18 protein-coding genes are annotated in these 22,415 nt (G+C 68.1%); 13 read left to right on the top strand and 5 right to left on the bottom strand.

Annotated features, from left to right (window positions below):
• Nucleotides 1-13 precede the first annotated feature (13 nt).
• Nucleotides 14-3,427, top strand: a complete 3,414-nt coding sequence (locus tag ACIRU3_RS30410; RefSeq protein ID WP_404062798.1) for a BTAD domain-containing putative transcriptional regulator — start codon at nt 14-16, stop codon at nt 3,425-3,427.
• On the opposite strand, the gene ACIRU3_RS30405 is transcribed toward ACIRU3_RS30410, so the two are convergent.
• On the bottom strand, nt 3,422-4,213 hold the full coding sequence (locus tag ACIRU3_RS30405; RefSeq protein ID WP_404062796.1) for a BTAD domain-containing putative transcriptional regulator: 792 nt from the start codon (nt 4,211-4,213) through the stop codon (nt 3,422-3,424). The genes ACIRU3_RS30410 and ACIRU3_RS30405 overlap by 6 nt on opposite strands.
• 670 nt (nt 4,214-4,883) lie before the next feature.
• On the opposite strand from ACIRU3_RS30405, the gene ACIRU3_RS30400 reads away from it, so the two are divergent.
• From ACIRU3_RS30400 to ACIRU3_RS30380, 5 genes are all read left to right on the top strand, one after another.
• Nucleotides 4,884-5,930 (top strand): ABC transporter permease, encoded by a 1,047-nt coding sequence (locus ACIRU3_RS30400; protein WP_404062794.1) that lies wholly within the window; start codon nt 4,884-4,886, stop codon nt 5,928-5,930.
• A 100-nt stretch (nt 5,931-6,030) separates the two neighbouring features.
• Nucleotides 6,031-7,827: an ABC transporter substrate-binding protein gene (locus ACIRU3_RS30395; RefSeq protein ID WP_404062791.1), complete on the top strand. Its 1,797-nt coding sequence runs from the start codon at nt 6,031-6,033 to the stop codon at nt 7,825-7,827.
• Between the two features lie 98 nt (nt 7,828-7,925).
• Nucleotides 7,926-8,903: an ABC transporter permease gene (locus tag ACIRU3_RS30390; protein ID WP_404062789.1), complete on the top strand. Its 978-nt coding sequence runs from the start codon at nt 7,926-7,928 to the stop codon at nt 8,901-8,903.
• A gap of 15 nt (nt 8,904-8,918) precedes the next feature.
• The gene (locus ACIRU3_RS30385) at nt 8,919-9,980 is read left to right on the top strand and encodes an ABC transporter ATP-binding protein (protein WP_404062786.1); all 1,062 of its coding nucleotides are present in this window, start codon (nt 8,919-8,921) and stop codon (nt 9,978-9,980) included.
• Between the two features lie 13 nt (nt 9,981-9,993).
• Nucleotides 9,994-11,103, top strand: a complete 1,110-nt coding sequence (locus tag ACIRU3_RS30380) for an ABC transporter ATP-binding protein (RefSeq protein WP_404062783.1) — start codon at nt 9,994-9,996, stop codon at nt 11,101-11,103.
• Here ACIRU3_RS30380 and ACIRU3_RS30375 read toward each other — a convergent pair.
• Nucleotides 11,034-11,840: a class I SAM-dependent methyltransferase gene (locus ACIRU3_RS30375; protein ID WP_404062781.1), complete on the bottom strand. Its 807-nt coding sequence runs from the start codon at nt 11,838-11,840 to the stop codon at nt 11,034-11,036. The two genes, ACIRU3_RS30380 and ACIRU3_RS30375, sit on opposite strands and share 70 nt — an antisense overlap.
• Before the next feature lie 216 nt (nt 11,841-12,056).
• Here ACIRU3_RS30375 and ACIRU3_RS30370 point away from each other — a divergent pair, with 216 nt between their 5' ends.
• The 5 genes from ACIRU3_RS30370 to ACIRU3_RS30350 are packed head-to-tail and all read left to right on the top strand — an operon-like array spanning nt 12,057 to nt 17,653.
• Nucleotides 12,057-13,682 (top strand): ABC transporter substrate-binding protein, encoded by a 1,626-nt coding sequence (locus tag ACIRU3_RS30370; protein ID WP_404062779.1) that lies wholly within the window; start codon nt 12,057-12,059, stop codon nt 13,680-13,682.
• Nucleotides 13,683-13,688: 6 nt separating this feature from the next.
• Nucleotides 13,689-14,612, top strand: a complete 924-nt coding sequence (locus tag ACIRU3_RS30365) for an ABC transporter permease (RefSeq protein ID WP_404062777.1) — start codon at nt 13,689-13,691, stop codon at nt 14,610-14,612.
• Nucleotides 14,605-15,597, top strand: coding sequence for an ABC transporter permease (locus ACIRU3_RS30360; protein ID WP_404062774.1), 993 nt, complete (start codon nt 14,605-14,607; stop codon nt 15,595-15,597). The genes ACIRU3_RS30365 and ACIRU3_RS30360 overlap by 8 nt, the downstream gene beginning before the upstream one ends.
• Nucleotides 15,598-15,603: 6 nt before the next feature.
• The gene (locus ACIRU3_RS30355; protein WP_404062772.1) at nt 15,604-16,578 is read left to right on the top strand and encodes an ABC transporter ATP-binding protein; all 975 of its coding nucleotides are present in this window, start codon (nt 15,604-15,606) and stop codon (nt 16,576-16,578) included.
• Complete coding sequence (locus ACIRU3_RS30350; RefSeq protein ID WP_404062769.1) at nt 16,571-17,653, top strand: ABC transporter ATP-binding protein; 1,083 nt, start codon at nt 16,571-16,573, stop codon at nt 17,651-17,653. The genes ACIRU3_RS30355 and ACIRU3_RS30350 overlap by 8 nt, the downstream gene beginning before the upstream one ends.
• 128 nt (nt 17,654-17,781) lie before the next feature.
• Here the strand turns inward: ACIRU3_RS30350 and ACIRU3_RS30345 are convergent, their stop codons facing one another.
• Nucleotides 17,782-19,893, bottom strand: coding sequence for an alpha/beta fold hydrolase (locus ACIRU3_RS30345; protein WP_404062766.1), 2,112 nt, complete (start codon nt 19,891-19,893; stop codon nt 17,782-17,784).
• A 201-nt stretch (nt 19,894-20,094) separates the two neighbouring features.
• Between ACIRU3_RS30345 and ACIRU3_RS30340 the strand changes: the two genes are divergently transcribed.
• Nucleotides 20,095-20,289, top strand: a complete 195-nt coding sequence (locus ACIRU3_RS30340; protein ID WP_161287201.1) for a hypothetical protein — start codon at nt 20,095-20,097, stop codon at nt 20,287-20,289.
• A 395-nt stretch (nt 20,290-20,684) separates the two neighbouring features.
• Here the strand turns inward: ACIRU3_RS30340 and ACIRU3_RS30335 are convergent, their stop codons facing one another.
• Both ACIRU3_RS30335 and ACIRU3_RS30330 read right to left on the bottom strand, forming a co-directional pair.
• Nucleotides 20,685-20,894 carry a DUF397 domain-containing protein gene (locus ACIRU3_RS30335; protein ID WP_404062764.1) on the bottom strand — a complete coding sequence of 70 codons (210 nt, stop codon included), beginning with the start codon at nt 20,892-20,894 and terminating at the stop codon, nt 20,685-20,687.
• Nucleotides 20,891-21,766, bottom strand: a complete 876-nt coding sequence (locus ACIRU3_RS30330) for a helix-turn-helix domain-containing protein (RefSeq protein WP_404062761.1) — start codon at nt 21,764-21,766, stop codon at nt 20,891-20,893. Before ACIRU3_RS30330 ends, ACIRU3_RS30335 begins: the two co-directional genes overlap by 4 nt.
• A 149-nt stretch (nt 21,767-21,915) precedes the next feature.
• Between ACIRU3_RS30330 and ACIRU3_RS30325 the strand changes: the two genes are divergently transcribed.
• Nucleotides 21,916-22,392 (top strand): ATP-binding protein, encoded by a 477-nt coding sequence (locus ACIRU3_RS30325; RefSeq protein ID WP_404062984.1) that lies wholly within the window; start codon nt 21,916-21,918, stop codon nt 22,390-22,392.
• Nucleotides 22,393-22,415: the final 23 nt, after the last annotated feature.

Below are 22,415 nucleotides of genomic sequence, written 5' to 3'. Positions count from 1 at the left end.
CCAGGGGGAACGGATGTTCGTTGCCTGCCGGGTGGCGCTGGTCTATTTTCTGCTGATGCTCACCCCCCAACCTAGGTTCCGCCTGCTCGGCCCCCTTGAGGTCCAACTCGACGGGAGCGTCGCCGTCCTCACCGGACGGCAACGGGCCCTGTGCGCCATGCTCTTGTTACGCCCTGGCCGCGTCGTGTCGGTCGACCGGTTGGTTCAGGGCCTGTGGGGGGAACGCTTGCCCAGCGCATCTGCCGCCCGCGTCCGTGCGCTCGTCGCCGAAGTGCGCCGCGCCCTCGGTCCCGCCGGTACCGGCCTGCTGGCCACGCTGAAGCCGGGCTACGTGCTGCGCGTGGCCCCTTCCGACGTCGACGTGTTCGTCTTTGAAGACCTGGTCAGGGAGGGGTCACGAGCCGCGACCCACGGCGCGTGGGCGGAGGCGTACCGCTGCCATGACGAGGCCGTCTCTCTGTGGCAGGAAGACCCCCTTCCGGACCTGCCGACGATGGAGGCGGAACGCCGACGTCTCACCGAACTGCGCATCGCGGCCCTGGAAGGCAGAGCCGAGGCGGATCTGGAGCTGGGCCGGTACGCAGCCGCCATCGCGGAACTGGTCCTTCTCACCTCGGAGTATCCGCTCCGGGAACACCCGCACGCCCTGCTGATGCGCGCTCTGCAACGTGACGGCCGGACCTCTGAAGCCCTGGCGGTCTACACCGAGTTCCGCCGAAGGATGGTGGACGAACTCGGTGTAGACCCCTCCGACGAACTGGAGGCCTTGCACCGACGCCTGCTGACCGGGGATGCGAAAGCCGACGCGGTGGTTTCGCCTCCTGCCGCTCAGGAGAGGCGGGTTCCGCGCCAGTTGCCCCGCGCTCCCCACCGCTTCGTCGGCCGTAGCGCGGAACTGCGCCTGCTCGATCAGTCCCGGCTGAGTGCGGAGAACCTCAGCCTGATAGTCGGGCCGGCGGGGGCCGGGAAGACGGCGCTCGCCCTGCACTGGGCGCACCGGATCGCGAGCGGCTTCCCCGACGGGCAGCTCTTCCTCGACATGCGTGGGTTCGACGCTGCCGAGCCCATGACTCCGGAAGAGGCCCTTCCGCTGTTGCTGCAGGGGCTGGGAAGCGCGCCGCGTGACATTCCGCTCGGTCTGGAGGCACAGACCGCGCTGTACCGGACTCTCGTGGCGGAACGCCAGGTTCTCATCGTCCTCGACGACGTGGCGGACGCCTCCGTCGTACGACGCCTCCTGCCAGCCTCCAGCGGATCGCTCACTGTCGTGACGAGCCGGCACAAGATGAGCGGACTCGTGACCCTGGATGGTGCACACCGGGTGGTGTGTGATGTGTTGGACAGCGACGAGGCTATGGAACTGCTCAGCACTGCGGTAGGCCCCGAGGCCGTCGCCGCTGACCCGGAGGCCGCCGCCCGCCTGGTCGAACTCTGTGACCACCTGCCGCTGGCACTGTGCGTGGCCGGCTCCTGGGTCGGTGACCGGCCCGGGAGCATCGCGGCTTACGTCCATGACCTTGCGGAGTGCGGGCGTCTTGCACGGTTGCACGTGGAAGGCGAAGAGAGCGTGGCCGTCCGGGCCGCGCTTGACCTGTCGTACGGTTCGCTGCCGGACGAGGCGAAGTGGGTGTTCCGTTCGCTCGGTCTGATGGCGGGCACCGGGCGCTCGGTCGCCGCAGCGGCGGCGGGTGCGGGACTGGACGCGCCCCGGGCCGCCGATCTACTCGGCCTTGCCCAGCGCGTCCATCTTCTGCGCGATACCGGGAACGGCCGACCCACCTGGCATGACCTCGTGCACGAGTACGCCAGGGAGCGAGTGGTCGCGGAGGAGGAGGAAACGGAGAGACAGACGGCCCGCGACCGCATCCTCGACCACTATCTGCAGAGCGTCGCCAACGCGGCCGAGGCCTGCGGCTTGTATGTTTCGCGGATCCGTCCGGACGCCGTCGACGGCTCGGCTCCGCGAGTGTTCCAGGCGCAGGGAGACGCCTTCGACTGGTTCGACGGTGAATGGGACGACATCGCGGCGGCGGTCGGACACGCGGCCGAGCACGGCCCCACCCGCTACGCGTGGCAGCTCGTGGACGCCCTGCAGGATCTGTTCCACCACCGGCGCCCGCTCTCCGACTGGATACGGCTGGCCCACCTCGCCCGCAGGGCGGCCGAACACGAACGTGACGCCCTCGGCCAGGCCGCGATGTGCCTGTCGCTGGGGCATGCCCGTTGGAGAGACGGAGACCTGAGTGGGGCGCTGGGTGAGTACCAGAGCGGGGAACTCCTGGCCTGCCAGGCCGACTGGCTGTACGGAGAGGCCGCGTGCCTCCAGGGCTTGGGAGTGACCCTCAAGCTCCTGGGCGAGCCGCACAAGGCACCCCCCTACTACCGCCGCACGATCTCCCTCTACCGCACCCTCGGCATGCTGCGCGCCGAAAAGATCATGCTGGTCAACACCGCTTCTCTCTACCACGCTCTGGGTCGGCTGGCCGAAGCCGAGGAAGCGGTGGCCGAGGCACTGGCGCTGACCGATGAAGCAGGAGACCACGTTCAAGCGCTGGCTCTCGTGAACCTGGCCCTGGTGTGGCAGAAGCAGGCCAGGTTCGAGGAAGCGAAGGACGCGTTGCGCAGGTCCTTGCTCGCATCGCGGGACTCGGGCTCGGTCTATGCGGAGGCCGTGACGCTGGAGACGCTGGGGCGGGTGCGGGACGACGCCGGGCAGGATGCCCGAGCGATTCGGGTGTACGAAGACGCGCTCCACCTCTCCGCGCAGGTCGGCAATCGGAATTGCCAGGTGGACTCTCTGGTCGGCCTTGCCTCCGTGAAGCTACGGATGGGCGTGGCGGGCGAGGCCGCCGAGCACCTCGACACGGCTAGGGACATCGCCGAAGAGACAGGTCACCTCACGGGGCTCGTCGAAATCCTCCTTGCGCGGGGTGTCCTGAGCTGTGCAGGTGAGAGGTACGCCGACGCGCTCACCCATCTGGACAGAGCCGCGGACATGGCAGCGGAAGGGAACCCCCTCACGCTGCCACGTATCCGCACAGCCGCTGCCGTTGCCCTGCTGGAGACGGGTGAACTTGACGCGGCTTCGAGCGCAGCGAGCGAGGCCGCCGATCTCGCCGGGTCATCGGGCCAGCGACTCGTACGGGCCAGGGCCTTGGTGGCCCTGGCCGCCGTCCATGAGGCTTCCGGCGACCTCCGTAGTGCCCAGGCGGCGCAGGACGAGGCCCAGGACCTGTTCGCCGAGATCGGAACCCCGTCTCACCTCCGAACAGCTGCTTTCTGGCGTACTGAGCCGGGCGCGCGGCACACGGGCGCAGTACGCCGGCGCCCTCGGCCGGAGCTGCCCACCGATGCGGAGTCCCGCCACGAGGTGTCCCTGACCCGTCACTTCGACGACACCATCGCTGAACGGGCCGCAGGCTCATGACGCCAAAATGTCCAGAATAGGGTGAGTTATACGGATTCGTTCATCCCTGCGCAGGATGCGCTCGTGCAGGGCGCGCAGCTCGTGTCCGGGTTCGTCGCCGAGTCCGTCGACGAGCCCGGAACGGATCCTGTGGAAGGATCGCAGCGCCTCGTCCTGGCGCCCGCTCCGGTACAGGGCCAGCATCAGTAGCCCGGCGACCCTCTCGTCGAGGGGATGCAGGGCGGCCAGCTGATGGAGCTGTGGCACGTAGTCGTCGTGGCGGTTCAGGTGTAGCGCCGCTTCTGCGCAGCTCAGGACGGCATTGCGCCATTCGTGGCCGAGTGTCACGCGTACCCCTTCCGCCCATTGTGTCCGTATGTCGGACAGTGGATCGCCTCGCCACAGGGAGAGCGCGTCTTCGTAGAGCCTCAGTGCCAGTTCGCCTTCTCCCCGGTCGGAGGCCCCCCTGGCTTGCCGGACCAGTGCACGGAAGCGGCAGGTGTCGACGGCTTCCTCGTCGATCACCAGGACGTAGCCCCCCTGGCGCCGGATCACATCGCACTCGACACCGCTGGCGTCGAGGCTTCGGATAGCCTTTCGCAGTCGGGTCGCCAACGTGTAGAGCGCGTTGCGGGGGTAGGTCGGTGGCCTGTCTTCCCAGAGCCGGTCGATGATGTCCCCGTCGGCCGTAAAAGTGTTGGGCGACCACGCCAGCGCGGCCAGCAGGAGTCCGACCGTGGGGGAGGCCGAGACTCTTTCCCCGGCAGCGTTGTGCAGCTCTAAACAGCCAAGGAGTTGAACGTTCATGCAGGTCCCATGGTGTGTGCTCAGCATGCGCTCACTCTCCGGGATCGGTGTTCGGGTGCTGCATGGATCGCGCATGGACGTCGTCGAGGAGTGGAGGGCGCCGATGACGTCACGCACAGACATGCGCCGGGCGGTCCGGCGCGCAGCTGGCTTCTGTATGCGTCCGGGAAGAGCCCGGGGCGATCGGGGCGGCGCACCCGAGGGGTGGGCCGGCGCGGGGATCGACAGGGACGTCACCACTGCGCGATGATCAACATCGTCAGTGAACGGCCGCACCGGTAAGGCCCAGCCCTCCGCTCCACCCGAGGCTCGGCCAGCGTGACTGTCATTCTGTCTGCCGGCATGCCTGTGCTTAGTACGGGTAGCCCGGGCGTGAGCGGGCAGGGGCGGGGTAGGTGTTCGCATACCGGAGAGGTGTGCTTCAAGTTTCGGACATGTGAACCAGGAAAATCTCCGGAATGTCCGATTTGTCGAGATGTCGTCACTCATGTCAAGCGCGCATAGGTGTCGATCTTTGCAATTTTTGCTCAAAAAATTGACGGTAGGGAGATCCCTATGTCTTCCGCCCTTGACGCGCGTTGAACACATTGGCGAAAGTTCCCCCAAACCGCAGAACTCTCCGGTATCTGCGCTGCGCTCAGCTCTCCAACCCCCCGGGGGAAGAACACACATGACCAGTCCAGCCAAGGCTGAAGGCTCCGGGCCGTCGGTCGCCCTGGAGCCCGAACTCGAGTCGAAGCCCGTGCCTGTCCAGGGCGAGAAGAAGCTCGAGGGTCGCTCTCCCGGGCAGTTGATGTGGCAGCGCTTCAAGCGTGACCGTACCGGTGTCATCTGCGCCGTGGTAGTGATTTTGTACTTCGTCGTCGCGCTTGCCGCGCCGCTGCTGGTGAAGCTCAGCGGGACCGACCCGTACGCGCTGTACGGGCAGGACCCCACCTACCAGGACACACCCGTCCTCGACGACTTCGGTCTGCCGCTCGGCTACTTCGGCGGTCTGTCCGGATCGCACTGGTTCGGTGTCGAGCCGCAGTACGGCCGTGACGTGTTCGCCATGCTGGTCTACGGCATGCGCACCTCGCTGTTCATGGCGCTCGGCGTGACCGTCCTGATGATGGTCACGGGCGTCGTCCTCGGCCTGATCGGCGGCTACTTCGGTGGCAGGACCGACTACTGGATCGGCCGGGTCACCGACTTCTTCCTGGCCTTCCCGCAGCAGCTCTTCTTCATCGCCTTCATGCCCGTGGTGACCGCGTTCTTCGTGGACCCGCAGGAGGAGACGCCCACCTACTTCCGGGCGCTGGCGATGCTGATCGTGCTCTGGGTGCTCGGCTGGATGGGTATGGCCCGACTGGTCCGCTCCACCGTGCTGTCTCTGCGTGAGCGGGAGTTCGTGGAGGCCGCCAAGGTCTCCGGCGCCTCGCCCTGGCGGATCGTCCGCAAGGAGATCCTGCCGAACGTGGTGACGCCCATCCTGGTGCAGTTCACGTACACGCTGCCCAGCACCATCCTCACCATTGCCTTCCTCTCCTTCGCGGGCGTCGGCTTCGTCGAGCCGACCCCGGACTGGGGACGACTCTTTGCCAACGGCGCCAAGTACGCCGAGCAGGACCCGTCCTTCATCTTCTTCCCGGGTGTGGCACTGGTGATCTTCGTCCTGGCCTTCAATCTCCTCGGAGACTCGGTACGGGACGCCTTCGACCCCAAGTCCGGGCGGTAGATCGTCCACTGGTGGGGGGATGACTGCCACCCCAGTCGGCCTGCCAGCCGCGTCAGGCAGTACTCATTGATAACTACGGACAGGTAGGTGCATTCGCCTCATGAAGTCGTTCAGCTCGCGCAGAGCGCAGGCCATCGTGGTCGCCATCGCGGCCGGCTCCCTCGCGCTCACCGGGTGCTCCGAGAACAAGGGCACCAACACCGGCAAGGACTCCAAGAAGGACCAGAAGGAAGCCTCGGTCCAGTCGAAGGCGGTCACCTACGCCGACGCTGCCGGTTCCACCGGTCCCGCCGAGGAGATCGCCGGTGCCCAGAGCGGCGGCACCATCACGGTGTACCAGGAGGCGGGCCTCTCGCACCTGGACCCGGGTCAGACCTACGTCTCCGACGCCGGCCAGGTCGCCAACCTGCTCTTCCGCCGCCTGACCCAGTTCAAGGAGGACGGCAAGGGCGGCGTCTCGGTCGTGGGTGACCTCGCGACCGACTCCGGCAAGGCGTCTGACGGCGGCAAGACCTGGACGTTCACGCTCAAGGACGGCATCAAGGACTCCAAGGGCAACGTCATCACGTCCGGCGACGTCCGCCACACCGTCGAGCGTCAGTACGCGAAGTTCATCTTCGACGGCCCGACCTACCTGCAGACCTGGCTGAGCGGCGCCGACTACCGCAAGGCCCTGCCGGGCGGCGGCTTCGACGGCAAGCACCTGCCGAAGTCGGTCCTGGACACGCCGGACGACAAGACCGTCGTCTTCCACTTCGACCAGCCGCGTCCGGACCTGCCGCAGACCCTGGCCATGGCCGGCTACGCTGTCGTCCCGACGAAGGACGACACCAAGGAGAAGTACGACAAGGCCCCGGTCGCCACCGGCCCGTACAAGATCCAGTCGTCCAAGAACGGCAAGTCCATGGTGCTCGTCAAGAACACCAACTGGGACCCGAAGACCGACTCCGTGCGCCACCAGTACGTGGACGGCTTCAACTTCCAGTTCGGCGTCACCGAGTCGACCCAGACCAAGCGTCTGATCGCCGACCAGGGCGACGACAAGAACGCCATCCAGCTCACCGCCGGCGTCGAGGCCACGCAGATCCAGGACGTCATCAAGAACCCGTCCGCCAACAAGCGCACGGTCAAGGGCTACCAGCCCTACGTGATGCAGCTGAGCTTCAACATGGACCGCGTGAAGGACCTGAAGGTCCGCCAGGCCGTCACCTACGCCGTCAACTCCAAGTCGCTCATCGCCGGTGAGGGCGGTGTCTACGGCGGTGACGTGGCCCCGAACTACTTCGCCCCGACGCTGCCGGGCTACGAGGCGAGCTACGACCCGTACGGCCGCCTGAAGACGCCGCAGGGCAACATCGCCAAGGCCAAGGAGCTGCTGAAGGGCGTCCCGGCGTCCGAGAAGAAGGTCGTCTTCGCCTACGCCAACAGCGAGAACGGCCAGAAGCGCAAGGTCGCCATCGAGGACGCGCTCACCAAGGTCGGCTTCGACGTCGTCTCCAAGGAGGTCGACTCCGCGAGCTACTACGAGCAGATCGGCAAGCTGGACAACACGTACGACATGTACATCACGGGTTGGGGCCAGGACTGGCCGGCAGCCTCGACCGTCGTCACCCCGATCTACGACGGCACCCAGGTTGCCGACGGCGCGCCGAACTACTCGCACGTCAAGAACGCGAAGGTCGACGCCCTGATCAAGAAGGCGCTGACCCAGCAGCCGGCCGAGGCCGCGAAGACCTGGAAGGAAGCCCAGCACTACCTGCTGGAGAAGGTCCTTCCGGCGGCCCCGCTGTGGTACACCAAGCAGTTCCAGCTCTCCGGGTCCAACGTGGGCGGCGCCCGCTACGGGTCGGTGTCCAGCCTCATCGACATCAACCACCTGTTCCTGAAGAAGTCGTAACTCTCTACGGCTGAACGCGGGGGCGCGCACCAGGCGGAGCGCGTCCCCGCCCCCCGTGAAACCTCCCACTCGTCTCCGCAGAGAGCAGCCCTCCCGCCATGCTTCAGTTCATTCTCCGGCGCACGGTCGGTGCCCTGATCACCCTGTTCCTCATCTCCGCCGCGACGTTCTTCCTGTTCGTCGCCGCGCCTTCCGATTACGCCTCCCTGGCCTGTGGCAAGGACTGCTCTCCTCAGAGACTGGAGGACATCCGCCAGGCCCTCGGTCTCAACCTCCCCATCGCCCAGCAGTTCTGGGACTTCATGTCCGGCATCGTGATGGGCCGTGACTTCCCGACCGGACACTGCAACGCCCCGTGCCTCGGTCAGTCGTTCTACTCGGGCGACATGGTCTGGGACACCATCCTGGACCGCTTCCCGACGACCCTGACCCTCACCATCGGCGGCGCGGTCGTCTTCCTCGTGGTCGGTGTGGGATCCGGCATGATCGCCGCCTACCGGCGAGGATCAATGGTCGACAAGATCGCCACCGGCGCGTCGATGGTGCTCAGCTCGTTCCAGATCTACTTCCTGGGTCCGATCGTCCTGATCATCTTCGTCTACAGCACGGGCTGGATGGACAACCCGAAGTACGTGCCGATCACCCAGGATCCGTGGGCCTGGTTCATGGGCATGCTGCTGCCCACCCTGGTGATGGCCACGATCTTCACCGCGCAGTACACCCGTATGGCACGTTCCTCGATGATCGAGCAGCTCGCCGAGGAGCACGTGCGCACCGCCCGCGCGAAGGGCATGTCGCGCAAGTACGTCTTCTTCCGTTACGCCTGGCGCGGCTCGATGATCCCGATCGTCACCGTGCTCGGTATCGACCTCAGCAGCATGCTCGGCGGTGCCGTCGTCACCGAGCTCACCTTCTCCCTCCAGGGGATCGGCCGGCTCGCCGTGGACGGCGCGGTCCACAAGGACCTCCCGCTGACCATGGGCGTCATGTTGTTCGGTGCCTTCTTCATCCTGATCTTCAACATCCTCACCGACATCGCGTACGCCTGGATCGACCCGCGCGTCCGGCTCTCCTAGGAAGAACGAACCACCGTGACCACACTGACCAAGACCGAGGACGCTCCGGCCCCGACCGGCCCGGAGAGCTTCCTCTCGGTGCGCGATCTGAAGGTGCAGTTCTCCACCGAGGACGGCATCGTCAAGGCGGTCGACGGCCTCTCCTTCGACGTCGAGCGCGGCAAGACCCTGGGTATCGTCGGCGAGTCCGGCTCCGGGAAGTCCGTCACCAACCTGACGATCCTGGGCCTGCACAACCCCCGTACCTCCACCATCGACGGCGAGATCGTCCTCGACGGCAAGGAACTCGTCACCGCCCACGAGAAGGAGCTGGAGCAGCTCCGCGGCAACAAGATGGCGATGATCTTCCAGGACCCGCTGACCGCGCTGTCGCCGTTCTACACGGTGGGCCGCCAGCTGTCCGAGCCGTTCATGAAGCACCGCGGCGCCTCCAAGAAGGAGGCGAAGGACCGGGCCATCCAGATGCTGGAGAAGGTCGGTATCCCGCAGCCCAAGATCCGCTTCGACGACTACCCGCACCAGTTCTCCGGCGGTATGCGCCAGCGCGCGATGATCGCCATGGCGCTGATGTGCGACCCCGACCTGCTGATCGCCGACGAGCCGACCACCGCGCTCGACGTGACCGTGCAGGCGCAGATCCTGGACCTGCTCAAGGACCTGCAGCAGGAGTTCGGCTCCGCGATCATCTTCATCACCCACGACCTGGGCGTCATCTCCCACATGGCCGACGACCTGCTGGTGATGTACGCGGGCCGGGCCGTGGAGCGCGGCAGCGTCCGCGAGGTGCTGCACGATCCGAGGCACCCCTACACCTGGGGCCTGCTCAGCTCGATGCCGCGCCTGGACAGCGACCTCAGCGAGAAGCTGACGCCGATCCCCGGCAGCCCGCCCTCGCTGCTGAACCCGCCGTCGGGCTGCCCCTTCAACCCCCGCTGCGCGTTCAAGGACGAGGTGCAGGGCAACCTGTGCACCGAGGTCCGGCCGCCGCTGGGCGAGGGGCGTGCCACCGCGTGCCACCTGACGGCCGAGCAGAAGCAGACCATCTTCATCGACAAGATCCAGCCCCGGCTGCGCTAGGGAGAACCGAGACATGAGCGACAACCTCACCCTCCCCGCACCGCAGGGCACCGCCGGCACCCCGGCGGAGACGCTCCTTGAGGTCAAGGGCCTGACCAAGCACTTCCCGATCTACGGCGGCTTTCCGATCAAACGGAAGGTCGGCGCGGTCCAGGCCGTCGACGGCATCGACCTGACCGTCGGTGTCGGCGAGAGCGTCGGCCTGGTCGGCGAGTCCGGCTGCGGCAAGTCGACCACGGGCCGGCTGATCACCCGTCTGCTGGAGCCGACGGGCGGCACCATCAGCTACGCCGGACAGGACATCACCCGTGCCTCGCGCCGGCAGCTGGCACCTGTCCGGTCCGAGATCCAGATGATCTTCCAGGACCCGTACTCCTCCCTGAACCCGCGCCAGACCGTCGGCACGATCATCAAGTCGCCGATGGAGGTCAACGGGATCGAGCCCGAGGGCGGCCGGGAGAAGAAGGTCCGGGAGCTGCTGGAACTGGTCGGCCTGAACCCGGAGCACTACAACCGCTTCCCGCACGAGTTCTCCGGCGGTCAGCGTCAGCGCATCGGCGTCGCCCGCGCCCTGGCGCTGAACCCGAAGCTGATCGTGGCGGACGAGCCGGTCTCCGCGCTGGACGTGTCCATCCAGGCGCAGGTGGTGAACCTGCTGCAGGAGGTCCAGAAGGAACTGGGCATCGCGTTCCTGTTCATCGCCCACGACCTGGCCATCGTGCGGCACTTCTCGCAGCGCGTCGCGGTGATGTACCTCGGCAAGGTGGTCGAGGTCGGTGACCGGGACGCGATCTACAACCGGCCCCGCCACCCCTACACGCACGCCCTGCTCTCGGCCGTTCCCGAGGTCGGCGTGGACGAGGGCGACCGCGAGCGGATCCGGCTCGCCGGTGACGTCCCCTCGCCGATCTCCCCGCCGTCCGGCTGCCGCTTCCGCACCCGCTGCTGGAAGGCGCAGGACAAGTGCGCGACCGAGGAGCCCCCGCTGGTCCAGATCTCCGGGAACCGGGACGGTCACCTGACCGCCTGCCACTTCCCGGAGGACCCGACCACTCAGCGCGAGGAGGACGTCGTGCTCGACCCGGCGCTGAAGCTGCTGGAGGAGAACGGGTCCGAGGACTGATCCGTGGCCGTGGCCACGGTGATGATCTCGGGGACGGCGGGGGCCATCGGCCCCCGCCGCCAGTCCCCATAACGCTCGGCGACGGTCAGACCGGCCTCGCCGAGGAAGCCGTCCAGAGCGGCGGCGTCCAGGAACCGCAGGGTGCTCCGGCACACCTGCGGCTTTTTCCACCGCGCCCCGGCGTAGGTCTCGGTGAACGTCACCCGGTCCCCGGCAGGGGCCGGCTCGGCCTCGTGCCACACCCGTACCGGGCCGCCGTCGCCGTCGGTGATCTCGTACACCCGGTCGGGGGTCCAGCGCTCCCAGGCCCGGGCGGCCGGATTCCGGGTCTCGAAGACGAACCGGCCGCCGTCGGCGAGCGCCCGGCGCACCCCGCGCAGAGTGCCGTGCACCTGCTCGTCCCCGAGAAGCTCCTGGAAGGCGTGACCGGTCATCACGACCAGGTCGAACGCCCGGTCCCAGGGGTGTGTCGTCAGATCCCCGAGGACCCATTCGACGTCCGGCCCCGCCCGCCGCGCCTGCACGAGCATGGCGGCCGCCGGATCGATGCCGGTGAGCCGGCCCCGGTGCCCGGCCCGACGGGCGCCGCGCAGCAGCCGGCCGGTTCCGCAGCCGAGGTCGAGCACGGAGCCGGCCGCCATGACGAGCTCCAGGTAGAAGTCGTCATCGGGGCCCCATGGGTTCAACTTGTCGTACAGCGAGGCGAGTTCCAAGTCCGCGAAAGCACGATCGACCATGCCGGGAGTCTGCCTGCTGGCCCGGTTGATCGGTAAGCGTTTTCACGATTCCCGCATGGTCGCCGTACTCCGTTTGACACGGGCTCCCCCAAAGGGCAGGCACCGTATGCGGGGTGCACCTTTTGATGTGATATTTGCCGATAGCGCATCAGCGTTCTCCCTGACGAGGGCGTTGGCGGCACAGCGCGCCCCTGCGCGATCACGAGGAGGTACGCCATGCGTGGAGCCAGGCACGCCCGCTGGGGCGCCACCACGGTGGCCGCGGCGCTCGCCGCCACCGCCTGTGGCGGCGGGAGCAGCGCCGACGGGATCGGCAGCGCGGTGCTCAGCTCCTCCTGGGGCGACCCGCAGAACCCGCTGGAGCCGGCCAACACCAACGAGGTGCAGGGCGGCAAGGTCCTCGACATGATCTTCCGCGGTCTGAAGCGGTACGACCCGAAGACCGCCGAGGCGAAGAACATGCTCGCCCAGAGCATCGACACCACGGACTCGCAGAACTTCACCATCAAGGTCAAGGGCGGCTGGACCTTCTCCAACGGTGAGAAGGTGACCGCCAAGTCCTTCGTGGACGCCTGGAACTACGGGGCGAGCCTGAAGAACAACCAGAAGAACGCCTACTTCTTCGGCTACATCGACGGATACGACAAGGTGCACCCCAAGAGCGGCTCGCAGAGCGCCGACACCCTGTCCGGTCTGAAGGTCGTGGACGACCACACCTTCACCGTCAAGCTCAACCAGAAGTTCTCCGGCTTCCCGGACACCCTCGGCTACAACGCCTTCGCCCCGCTGCCCCGGTCCTTCTTCACCGACCACGCGGCCTGGCTCGACACCCCGGTCGGCAACGGCCCGTACGTCGTCGAGTCCTACACCAAGGGCTCGCAGATGTACCTGAAGAAGTGGGCCGGCTACCCGGGCTCCGACAAGGCCCGCAACGGCGGCGTGACCCTGAAGGTCTACACCGACAACAACACCGCCTACACCGACCTGATGGCCGGCAACCTCGACCTCCTGGACGACGTCCCCGCCGCGCAGCTGAAGAACGTCAAGGGCGACCTGGGCGACCGCTACATCAACACACCCGCCGGCATCATCCAGACCCTCGCCTTCCCGTACTACGACAAGGCCTGGAACAAGCCGGGCGCGGACCAGGTCCGCACCGGTCTGTCCATGGCGATCAACCGCAAGCAGATCACGGACACGATCTTCCGGCAGACCCGTACCCCCGCCACCGACTGGACCTCGCCGGTGCTCGGCCCGGAGGGCGGATTCAAGGCCGGTCTGTGCGGCACCGCCTGCGACTACAACCCCACCGAGGCCAAGAGGCTGGTCAAGGAGGGTGGCGGGCTCCCCGGCGGCCAGGTGAAGATCACGTACAACGCGGACTCCGGCTCGCACCGGGAGTGGGTGGACGCCGTGTGCAACTCGATCAACAACGCACTCGGCAACGACACGGCCTGTGTGGGCAACCCGGTCGGCACCTTCGCCGACTTCCGCAACCAGATCGGGCAGCACAAGATGAGCGGCCCGTTCCGCGCGGGCTGGCAGATGGACTACCCGCTCATCCAGAACTTCCTCCAGCCGCTCTACTACACCAACGCCTCCTCCAACGACGGCAAGTGGTCCGACGAGGACTTCGACAAGCTCGTCGACCGGGCCAACGCCGAGACGGACCCCGTCAAGGCCGTCTCCACCTTCCAGCAGGCCGAGGGGGTCGTACGGGACAACATGGCCGCCATCCCGCTCTGGTACCAGAACGGCAGCGCGGGCTACTCCGAGCGGCTGTCCGACGTGGCGCTCAATCCCTTCAGCGTCCCCGTCTACAACGAGATCAAGGTCAGCTGAGCCGCCATGGGGCGCTATGTCGTCCGGCGACTGCTCCAGATGATCCCGGTGTTCATCGGGGCCACCCTGCTGATCTTCCTGATGGTGAACGTGATGGGTGATCCCATCGCGGGGCTGTGCGGCGAGCGGGCGTGCGATCCGGCGACGGCCGCGCAGCTGAAGAAGGAGTTCGGCTTGGACAGGCCGGTGTGGCAGCAGTACCTGACCTACATGGGGAACATCTTCACCGGAGACTTCGGTACGGCGTTCAACGGCCAGCCGGTCACCGAGCTGATGTCGACGGCGTTCCCCGTCACCATCCGGCTGACCGTCGTCGCCATCCTCTTCGAGATCGTCATCGGGGTCACGCTCGGCGTCCTGACGGGCCTCAGGCGCGGGCGCCCCGTCGACACGGGTGTGCTCCTCACCACCCTGGTCGTCATCTCCGTCCCCACCTTCGTCACCGGCCTGCTGCTCCAGCTGCTGCTCGGCGTCAAGTGGGGCTGGATCAAGCCGTCCGTCTCCCCGGAGGCGGCCTTCGGCGAGCTGATCGTGCCGGGTCTGGTCCTCGCCTCCGTCTCGCTCGCCTACGTCACCCGCCTGACCCGCACCTCCATCGCGGAGAACAAGCGCGCCGACTACGTCCGTACGGCCATCGCCAAGGGCCTGCCCCGGCACCGGGTCATCACCCGGCATCTGCTGCGCAACTCCCTCATCCCCGTGGTCACCTTCATCGGCGCCGACATCGGCGCCCTGATGGGCGGCGCGATCGTCACCGAGCGGATCTTCAACATCCACGGCGTGGGCTACCAGCTCTACCAGGGCATCGTGCACCAGAACACCCAGACGGTCGTCGGCTTCGTGACCGTCCTCGTGCTGGTCTTCCTGGTCGCCAACCTGCTCGTGGACCTCCTGTACGCCGTACTCGACCCGAGGATCCGCTATGCCTGAGCAGCCGTACGAGCCCGACCGGGCCATCGCGGGGACCGGGGCGGGCGGCGCCATGGACCTGGCGGCCAGCGAGGCGCAGACGCTGGAGCAGCCGTCATCGGCCGCCCTCGGCGGGCCCGAAGGGACGGGCCCGCAGGGCAGACCGCGGTCCCTGTGGTCCGACGCCTGGCGGGACCTGCGCCGCAACCCCGTCTTCATCGTCTCCGCCCTGGTCATCCTCTTCCTGGTCTTCATCTCCCTGTGGCCCTCGGCCATCGCACCCGGCAGCCCCCTCAAGTGCGACCTGTCCAAGTCCCAGGAGGGCCCCGGACCGGGTGCCCCCTTCGGGTACGACGGGCAGGGCTGCAACGTCTACACACGCACCGTCTACGGCGCCCGTACGTCCGTCACGGTGGGCGTGTGCGCCACGCTCGGGGTCGCGATCCTGGGGTCGGTGCTCGGCGGGCTCGCGGGCTTCTTCGGCGGCATCGGGGACTCGGTCCTGTCCCGGATCACCGACATCTTCTTCGCCATCCCGGTCGTTCTCGGCGGCCTCGTCCTGCTCTCCGTGGTCACGAGCAACACGGTCTGGCCGGTCATCGGGTTCATGGTGCTGCTCGGCTGGCCGCAGATCTCCCGCATCGCACGCGGCTCGGTCATCACCGCCCGGCAGAACGACTACGTCCAGGCGGCCCGCGCCCTCGGCGCCTCCAACTCCCGCATGCTGCTCCGGCACATCGCACCCAACGCGGTGGCTCCCGTGATCGTCGTGGCGACCATCGCGCTCGGCACCTACATCGCACTGGAGGCCACCCTGTCCTACCTCGGCGTCGGCCTGAAGCCGCCCAGCGTCTCCTGGGGCATCGACATCTCCGCCGCCTCCCCCTACGTCCGCAACGCCCCGCACGCGCTGCTGTGGCCCTCGGCGGCGCTCGCCATCACGGTCCTGGCCTTCATCATGCTCGGCGACGCGGTGCGCGACGCCCTCGACCCGAAGCTGAGGTGAGCCGTCGTGCTGCTCGAAGTGCGCGATCTGCACGTGGAGTTCCGGACGCGGGACGGGATCGCGCGCGCCGTCAACGGGGTGTCGTACGTCGTCGACGCGGGGGAGACCCTGGCGGTGCTCGGCGAGTCCGGTTCCGGGAAGTCGGTGACCGCGCAGGCCGTGATGGGGATCCTCGACGTGCCGCCGGGGCGGATCACCGGCGGGGAGATCCTCTTCCAGGGCAGGGACCTGCTGCGGCTGAAGGAGGAGGAGCGGCGCCGGACCCGGGGCACCGCGATGGCGATGATCTTCCAGGACGCGCTGTCCTCGCTCAACCCCGTGCTGTGCGTGGGCGACCAGCTCGGCGAGATGTTCGTGGTGCACCGGGGCATGTCGAAGAGGGACGCGCGGGCCAAGGCGGTCGAGCTGATGGACCGGGTGCGCATCCCGGGCGCCGCCCAGCGGGTCCGGGACTATCCGCACCAGTTCTCCGGCGGCATGCGCCAGCGCATCATGATCGCCATGGCGATGGCGCTGGAGCCGGCGCTCATCATCGCCGACGAGCCCACCACCGCCCTGGACGTCACCGTCCAGGCCCAGGTCATGGACCTGCTCGCGGAGCTGCAGCGCGAATACCGCATGGGCCTGATCCTGATCACCCACGACCTGGGTGTCGTCGCGGACGTGGCCGACCGGATCGTCGTCATGTACGCGGGCAGGATCGTCGAGTCGGCCCCCGTCCACGACCTCTACAAGGCGCCCGCCCACCCCTACACCCGCGGCCTGCTGGACTCCATCCCGCGCCTGGACCAGAAGGGGCAGGAGCTGTACGCCATCAAGGGCCTGCCGCCGAACCTCATGAACATCCCACCCGGCTGCGCCTTCCACCCGCGCTGCCCGATGGCCCAGGACGTCTGCCGCACGGACGTGCCCCCGCTCCACGACGTCTCCGAAAACCGCGGCAGCGCCTGCCACTTCTGGAGGGAGTGCCTGCATGGCTGAGCCGATCCTGGAGGTCAGCGGTCTCGTCAAGCACTACCCGCTCATGCGCGGGATCCTGTTCAAGAAGCAGGTCGGCGCGGTCAGGGCGGTCGACGGGGTCGACTTCACGCTCGCCAAGGGGGAGACCCTGGGCATCGTCGGCGAGTCGGGCTGCGGCAAGTCGACGGTGGCGAAGATGCTGTGCAATCTGGAGCGGCCGACGGCGGGCTCGATCAAGTTCAAGGGCGAGGAGATCACCGACCTGACGGGCCGGGCCCTGAAGGCCGTACGCCGCAACATCCAGATGGTCTTCCAGGACCCGTACACCTCCCTCAACCCCCGTATGACGGTGGGGGACATCATCGGGGAGCCGTTCGAGATCCACCCCGAAGCGGCCCCCAAGGGCGACCGGCGCCGCCGGGTGCGGGACCTGCTGGACGTGGTCGGGCTCAACCCCGAGTACATCAACCGCTATCCGCACCAGTTCTCCGGCGGACAGCGCCAACGCATCGGCATCGCACGGGGGTTGGCGCTGCGGCCCGAGGTGATCGTCGCCGACGAGCCGGTCTCGGCGCTGGACGTCTCGGTCCAGGCCCAGGTGATCAACCTCCTGGACCGCCTCCAGTCGGAGTTCGACCTCTCCTACGTCTTCATCGCCCACGACCTGTCGATCGTCCGGCACATCTCGGACCGGGTCGGGGTCATGTACCTGGGCCGCATCGTGGAGATCGGCAGGGACGCCGAGATCTACGACCACCCCACCCACCCCTACACCCAGGCGCTCCTGTCGGCGGTGCCGGTCCCCGACCCCGACGCCCGTGAACACCGCGAGCGGATCATCCTCTCGGGCGACGTCCCGTCCCCGACGAACATCCCCTCCGGCTGCCGCTTCCGCACCCGTTGCTGGAAGGCCCAGGAGCGCTGCACCAGGGAGGTCCCGCCCCTGGCGGTCCCCGTGGACTTCCGCCGGACCCCCGGCCCCGCGGCGCACGACTCGGCCTGCCACTTCGCCGAGACGCTCCCCGTCGGGGGCTCCGCGCCGGGGCGGACCGTGCCGCCGGAGAAGACCGGAGGGAAGGGCAACGGGCCGGGGTGACATGGCGCACCCCGGCCCGTTCACGGCACCCGCACGGCCGTACGCTGTTCAGCCTCGCGCGTCCGTATATCGGTACCGCTTCCGTCAAGTTGCCTGCGTGTTAACGCAGTTCACGGTGGTTTGCTCGGTTATGCCAGTGAGCGCTTGAGGAAGTCCACCTGGAGCAGAAGCAGGTTTTCGGCGACCTGCTCCTGGGGGGTCATGTGGGTGACGCCCGACAGGGGGAGCACCTCGTGGGGGCGGCCGGCGGCGAGGAGGGCCGAGGAGAGGCGCAGGGTGTGGGCGGCCACCACGTTGTCGTCGGCCAGGCCGTGGATGATCATCATCGGGCGGTGCGGCTCGGCGGGGGAGACGAGGCCCTCGTCGGTGACCAGGGAGTTCAGGGCGTAGCCGGCGGAGTCCTCGGCCGGGTCGCCGAGATAGCGCTCGGTGTAGTGGGTGTCGTACAGGCGCCAGTCCGTGACCGGTGCGCCCACGATGCCCGCGTGGATGACGTCGGGGCGGCGCAGTACGGCGAGGGCCGCCAGATAGCCGCCGTAGGACCAGCCGCGGACGGCCACCCGGGAGAGGTCCAGCGGATAGCGCCCGGCCAGGTCCTGGAGGGCCTCGATCTGGTCGTCCAGGGTGAGTGTGAAGTCGCGGTGGACCGCCTTCTCCCAGGCCGGCGAGCGGCCGGGCGTGCCCCGGCCGTCCGCGACGATCACCGCGAAGCCCTGGTCGGCGAACCACTGCGAGGTCAGATGCGCGTTGTGGGCGGCCACCACGCGCTGGCCGTGCGGGCCCCCGTAGGGGTCGAGGAGGACGGGCAGGGGAGTGTCACCGGGGTAGTCCGCAGGCATAAGTACGGCGCACGGAATTCGGCGTGCGCCCCCCTCGGTGAGCGTCACCCGCGGGGACAAACCGGGATCTTCGGCGTATGACGTGACAGTTGCCGCTCGTTTTCCGTCACGCAGCACCTGGACACGGGAACCCGGGCTGTCCAGCGTCGCGGACATCAGCACCGTCACGCCCCCGGCCCGCACCGCCGAGTGGACACCGGGCTCCTGCGACACGCGCTCCACGCCGAGTTCGTTCACCCGGTAGACATGAACCTCGCCGGTCTCCGGATGCTCCGCCTCCTCGCCCGCCGAGGCCGAGACCAGCACGTCGTCGGCCGTCACATCGAGGACCGCACGGATGTGCAACTGGGGTCCGGTCAACGGCCGTTCGCCGACCGTCAGCACCCGCGCGCCCCCCTCGTCCGCGATCCGGACGAGCTGCCCGGACGGGCTCCAGCAGGGCACACCGGCGAAAAGTTCCAGCCATGTTGGATCTTCGTCCGCGTGCACCATCCGGGTCGCCCCGGAGTCCGGATCCACCGCCAGGAACACCTGGCTCCGCTGGTCCCGCGCCTGCACCAGAAGCAGCGGCGCACCCGCCTCTGACCAGTGCACACGCGCCAGATACGGATAGCGCGCCCGGTCCCAGAGGACCTCCGTGCGCTCTCCGTCGAGGTCGATCACGAACAGTCGTACGTCCGCGTTGTCCGTCCCCGCCGCCGGGTATGCGACGTGTTGTGGCTCACGCTCGGGGTGGGCCGGGTCGGCGATCCACCACCGCCGCACCGGCGTGTCGTCCACGCGCGCCACCAGCAGCCGGTCCGACTGCGGCGCCCACCAGAAACCGCGGGACCGCCCCATCTCCTCGGCCGCGATGAACTCGGCGAGCCCGTAGGCGACTTGCTGCGCCTCCGGCTCCGCCAGCGCCCGGTCGCCCTCGCCCTCGGCGCCCGTCACCCGCAGCGCGCCCTGGGCGACGTACGCGATGTGCCGCCCGTCCGGCGACGGACGCGGGTCGATCACCGGTGCGGGCACCCGGAGTTCACGCGCCGTGCCGGCCCGCAGCTCGGCCGTGAACAGCCGCCCTGACAAGGCGAAAGACGCCAACTCCAGGGCCGCGTCGGTGGCGTAGCCCACGATGCCGGCCCCGCCCTCCCGGCTGCGCTCCCGGCGCGCCCGCTCCTCGGGCGAGAGTTGTTCCGTGGTGCCCTTCAGCAGGGTGCGCGGGTCGGCCGCCGGCCGCTCGCTGCCGTCCGCCGTGTCGAGGATCCACAGGGAGTTGGCCCGGTCCGTGCCGGAGTTCGAACGCAGGAACGCGACACGCGAACCGTCGGGCGCCACGGTGAACGCGCGCGGCGCGCCGAGCGTGAACCGCTGCGTGCGGGCGTGCCGACGGGGAAAGGAGTCAGCCTCGGTCGTCATACCCTGACCATATTGGCCATGCGCCCCCTTGTGCGGCAGTGCGCCGAGCGATGCGCGAGCACGGATAGTTATGATCACTACCGCTGCGTGGGTATGAACCTGCTGGCGTCTGCATGGATTTGCTCTGCTGATCTACATCCGGGTCACAACCCCCATAGTCCGAACCCCCCGCGTCCCTGGGATCTTTGGAGGTGAGCCGCCGTGGCACTCTCGATTTCGGCGGTGGTGCTGCTGGCGATCATCGTCTTCCTTCTGATCAAGAAGTCAGGGCTGAAGGGAGGCCATGCGGTGGTCTGCGTTCTGCTCGGTTTCTACCTCGCCTCCTCGACCGTCGCCCCCACGATCAGCGAGCTGACGACCAACGTCGCCAGCATGATCGGCAGCATCAAGTTCTGACGGCGGCCGGGTACCGGCCTGTGGCCGGCCGACGTCTCGATCTTGTCGCCAGCGCCTCTTTCTGCTGCTTCCTGCTGCCCGACTTCGTCGTGGTCCGCGCATGGCCCAGGTGGAGGCGATCGCGGGCCTGGAGGGCTCTCTGGCCGCCGATGGACTACGCGCCCTGATGCCAGATGGCCACGGGCGTCGGCAAGGCCTTCACGGCCGCCACGGAGACCTACCGGCTGCTTCAGCCACGCGGGCGCCCGCCTGAGGAGAACCGGAAGCAGGCGACTTCGTGGCGGACTACCGTCCGGGCGAGCCCCGGTCGGCCCGCGTCGACTCCGCCATCGCCCGTTCCTTGGGCGGCGAGGTGGACGTACCGGAGGCCGAGGTCCAGTGGCCGACCCGTCGGATCAGTCTTCGGACGCGTACGACACGAAGTGAGCCCAGGCCCCCGGTGCCAGCATGAGCCGGGGGCCCTCGACGTTCTTGGAGTCGCGGACGTGGACGGTGCGGGGTGCTATGGCGATCTCGACACAGGAGTCACCCTCAGGACCATCGCTGTAACTGCTCTTGAACCACGCCAGCTCGGAGGTTCCACCTGCAGCGGTCTCGCGGATCATGCTTCTCCCAGCAGTTGCTCGATGAAGGCCAGCGACTCCCGTGGAGAGAGAGCCTGAGCCCGGATGGTGCTGTACCGCAGCTCCAGGATGCGGAGCTGCTTCGGATCAGACGTCGGGCGACCGTTGAACGCTCCGTCGGAGCGGCCCACCGCCGTGCCGTCGTCGAACTTCAGCACCTCGATCTTGCCGCTCAGCCCGGGATGGGCACCGGAATCCGTCGGCATCACCTGCAGGGTGACGTTGCGTAACCCAGTCACCTCCAGCAGATGTTCGAGCTGCTGACGCCACACCATTGTGCCTCCAACCCTTCGGCGCAGCGTCACCTCTTCCTGGACGAAGCTGAGTGCCGGTGCCGGGTCCCGCTCGAAGATCGACTTACGGCCCATGCGTGCGGCCACCAGTCGTTCCAACTCGGCTTCTGAGTAGGCGGACTGGGATACCTCGAACAAGGCTCGCGCATGCTCCGGTGTCTGCAGAAGGCCATGGATGCTGAGCCCGACGTACACCCCCACCTCCGCGGCCTTGGCTTCCAGCTCGGCCAGTTCCCGCACCTTCTTCGGGTACCGAACCCTCTCCAAGTCCTCCTTCATCGCGGAGAGCAGCCCACCCGCCCGCAACAGCTTGTCTGCCTTGTCCAGATACTCCGGCCGGGGAATCCGCTTGCCGCCCTCGATCTTGTAGACCATGTCCTCGCCGTAGCCGACGGCCCTGCCGAAATCGCCGGCCTTCATGGCCACCGCCTCCCGCCGCAGCTTCAGCTGCCGCCCGACGGTCGCGATGACCGCGACACCCCACTCGTCGTCCGGATCCACCTCCCAACCCGGCTCGTCCGTCTCGTCCTCGGGTCGTCCCGCATCCCCGTCGACCGTCATCAGCGCGCGCCCCTCCGTCGTACCGCCGTGCCGCAACGCCCGTACCCGTACATCCACTGCCGACAGGCCCGTACACCACCGGACAACCGCCGGACAGTAACCGTACGCAACGGCGTAATCACTGATCACGGTAGGTGTCACCGGCCACTCTGAGTGACGTGAATCAGGAAATTGCCGAGACCACGGCTCAACTCGACAGCTGCATCCGCAACTTCAGCGTCCTGCTGGCTTCCACCCCGCGCGGCGCCCGCCTGGCCCGGCTGCTCGCGGCCGACCGGCTCCGCGGCTGGGGGCTCCCGCCTGCCCCCGCGACGCACATCGTCGCCGAGCTGGCAGCCAACGCCGCCACCCACGGCCGCCTTCCCGGCCGCGGCTTCCGCCTCACGCTCTACGTGGTCGGCCGCACCCTGCGCATCGAAGTCACCGACACGCGCGGTGACCGTCTCCCCAAGCTCCAAGTACCGGACGCCGATGCCGAGTCCGGCCGTGGTCTGCTGCTCGTGGACGCGCTCGCCGATCGCTGGGATGTCGCCGAGGGCCGTTTCCCGCGCAAGACCGTCTGGGCCGAACTGCGCCTTCCAGGACCGGATCCCGCTCCCACGGGTTCCGGTGACGCCAGCGACTGAAGAGCAAAGGACCGCGGGGAAGA

It is taken from the genome of Streptomyces sp. NPDC101151 (assembly GCF_044768335.1).
Taxonomy (GTDB): Bacteria; Actinomycetota; Actinomycetes; order Streptomycetales; family Streptomycetaceae; genus Streptomyces.
The sequence above is the reverse complement of the archived record's forward strand: the minus strand, read 5'-3'. Positions and strand labels throughout refer to the sequence as shown.

Coding starts and splice junctions, on each gene's coding strand:
- ACIRU3_RS30405 (WP_404062796.1), bottom strand. CDS start 4,213: ATGAACGTTCAACTCCTTGGCTGTTTAGAGCTGCACAACGCTGCCGGG.
- ACIRU3_RS30365 (WP_404062777.1), top strand. CDS start 13,689: ATGGGGCGCTATGTCGTCCGGCGACTGCTCCAGATGATCCCGGTGTTC.
- ACIRU3_RS30360 (WP_404062774.1), top strand. CDS start 14,605: ATGCCTGAGCAGCCGTACGAGCCCGACCGGGCCATCGCGGGGACCGGG.
- ACIRU3_RS30330 (WP_404062761.1), bottom strand. CDS start 21,766: ATGACGGTCGACGGGGATGCGGGACGACCCGAGGACGAGACGGACGAG.
- ACIRU3_RS30350 (WP_404062769.1), top strand. CDS start 16,571: ATGGCTGAGCCGATCCTGGAGGTCAGCGGTCTCGTCAAGCACTACCCG.
- ACIRU3_RS30375 (WP_404062781.1), bottom strand. CDS start 11,840: ATGGTCGATCGTGCTTTCGCGGACTTGGAACTCGCCTCGCTGTACGAC.
- ACIRU3_RS30410 (WP_404062798.1), top strand. CDS start 14: ATGTTCGTTGCCTGCCGGGTGGCGCTGGTCTATTTTCTGCTGATGCTC.
- ACIRU3_RS30390 (WP_404062789.1), top strand. CDS start 7,926: ATGCTTCAGTTCATTCTCCGGCGCACGGTCGGTGCCCTGATCACCCTG.
- ACIRU3_RS30370 (WP_404062779.1), top strand. CDS start 12,057: ATGCGTGGAGCCAGGCACGCCCGCTGGGGCGCCACCACGGTGGCCGCG.
- ACIRU3_RS30345 (WP_404062766.1), bottom strand. CDS start 19,893: ATGACGACCGAGGCTGACTCCTTTCCCCGTCGGCACGCCCGCACGCAG.
- ACIRU3_RS30400 (WP_404062794.1), top strand. CDS start 4,884: ATGACCAGTCCAGCCAAGGCTGAAGGCTCCGGGCCGTCGGTCGCCCTG.
- ACIRU3_RS30380 (WP_404062783.1), top strand. CDS start 9,994: ATGAGCGACAACCTCACCCTCCCCGCACCGCAGGGCACCGCCGGCACC.
- ACIRU3_RS30395 (WP_404062791.1), top strand. CDS start 6,031: ATGAAGTCGTTCAGCTCGCGCAGAGCGCAGGCCATCGTGGTCGCCATC.
- ACIRU3_RS30335 (WP_404062764.1), bottom strand. CDS start 20,894: ATGATCCGCGAGACCGCTGCAGGTGGAACCTCCGAGCTGGCGTGGTTC.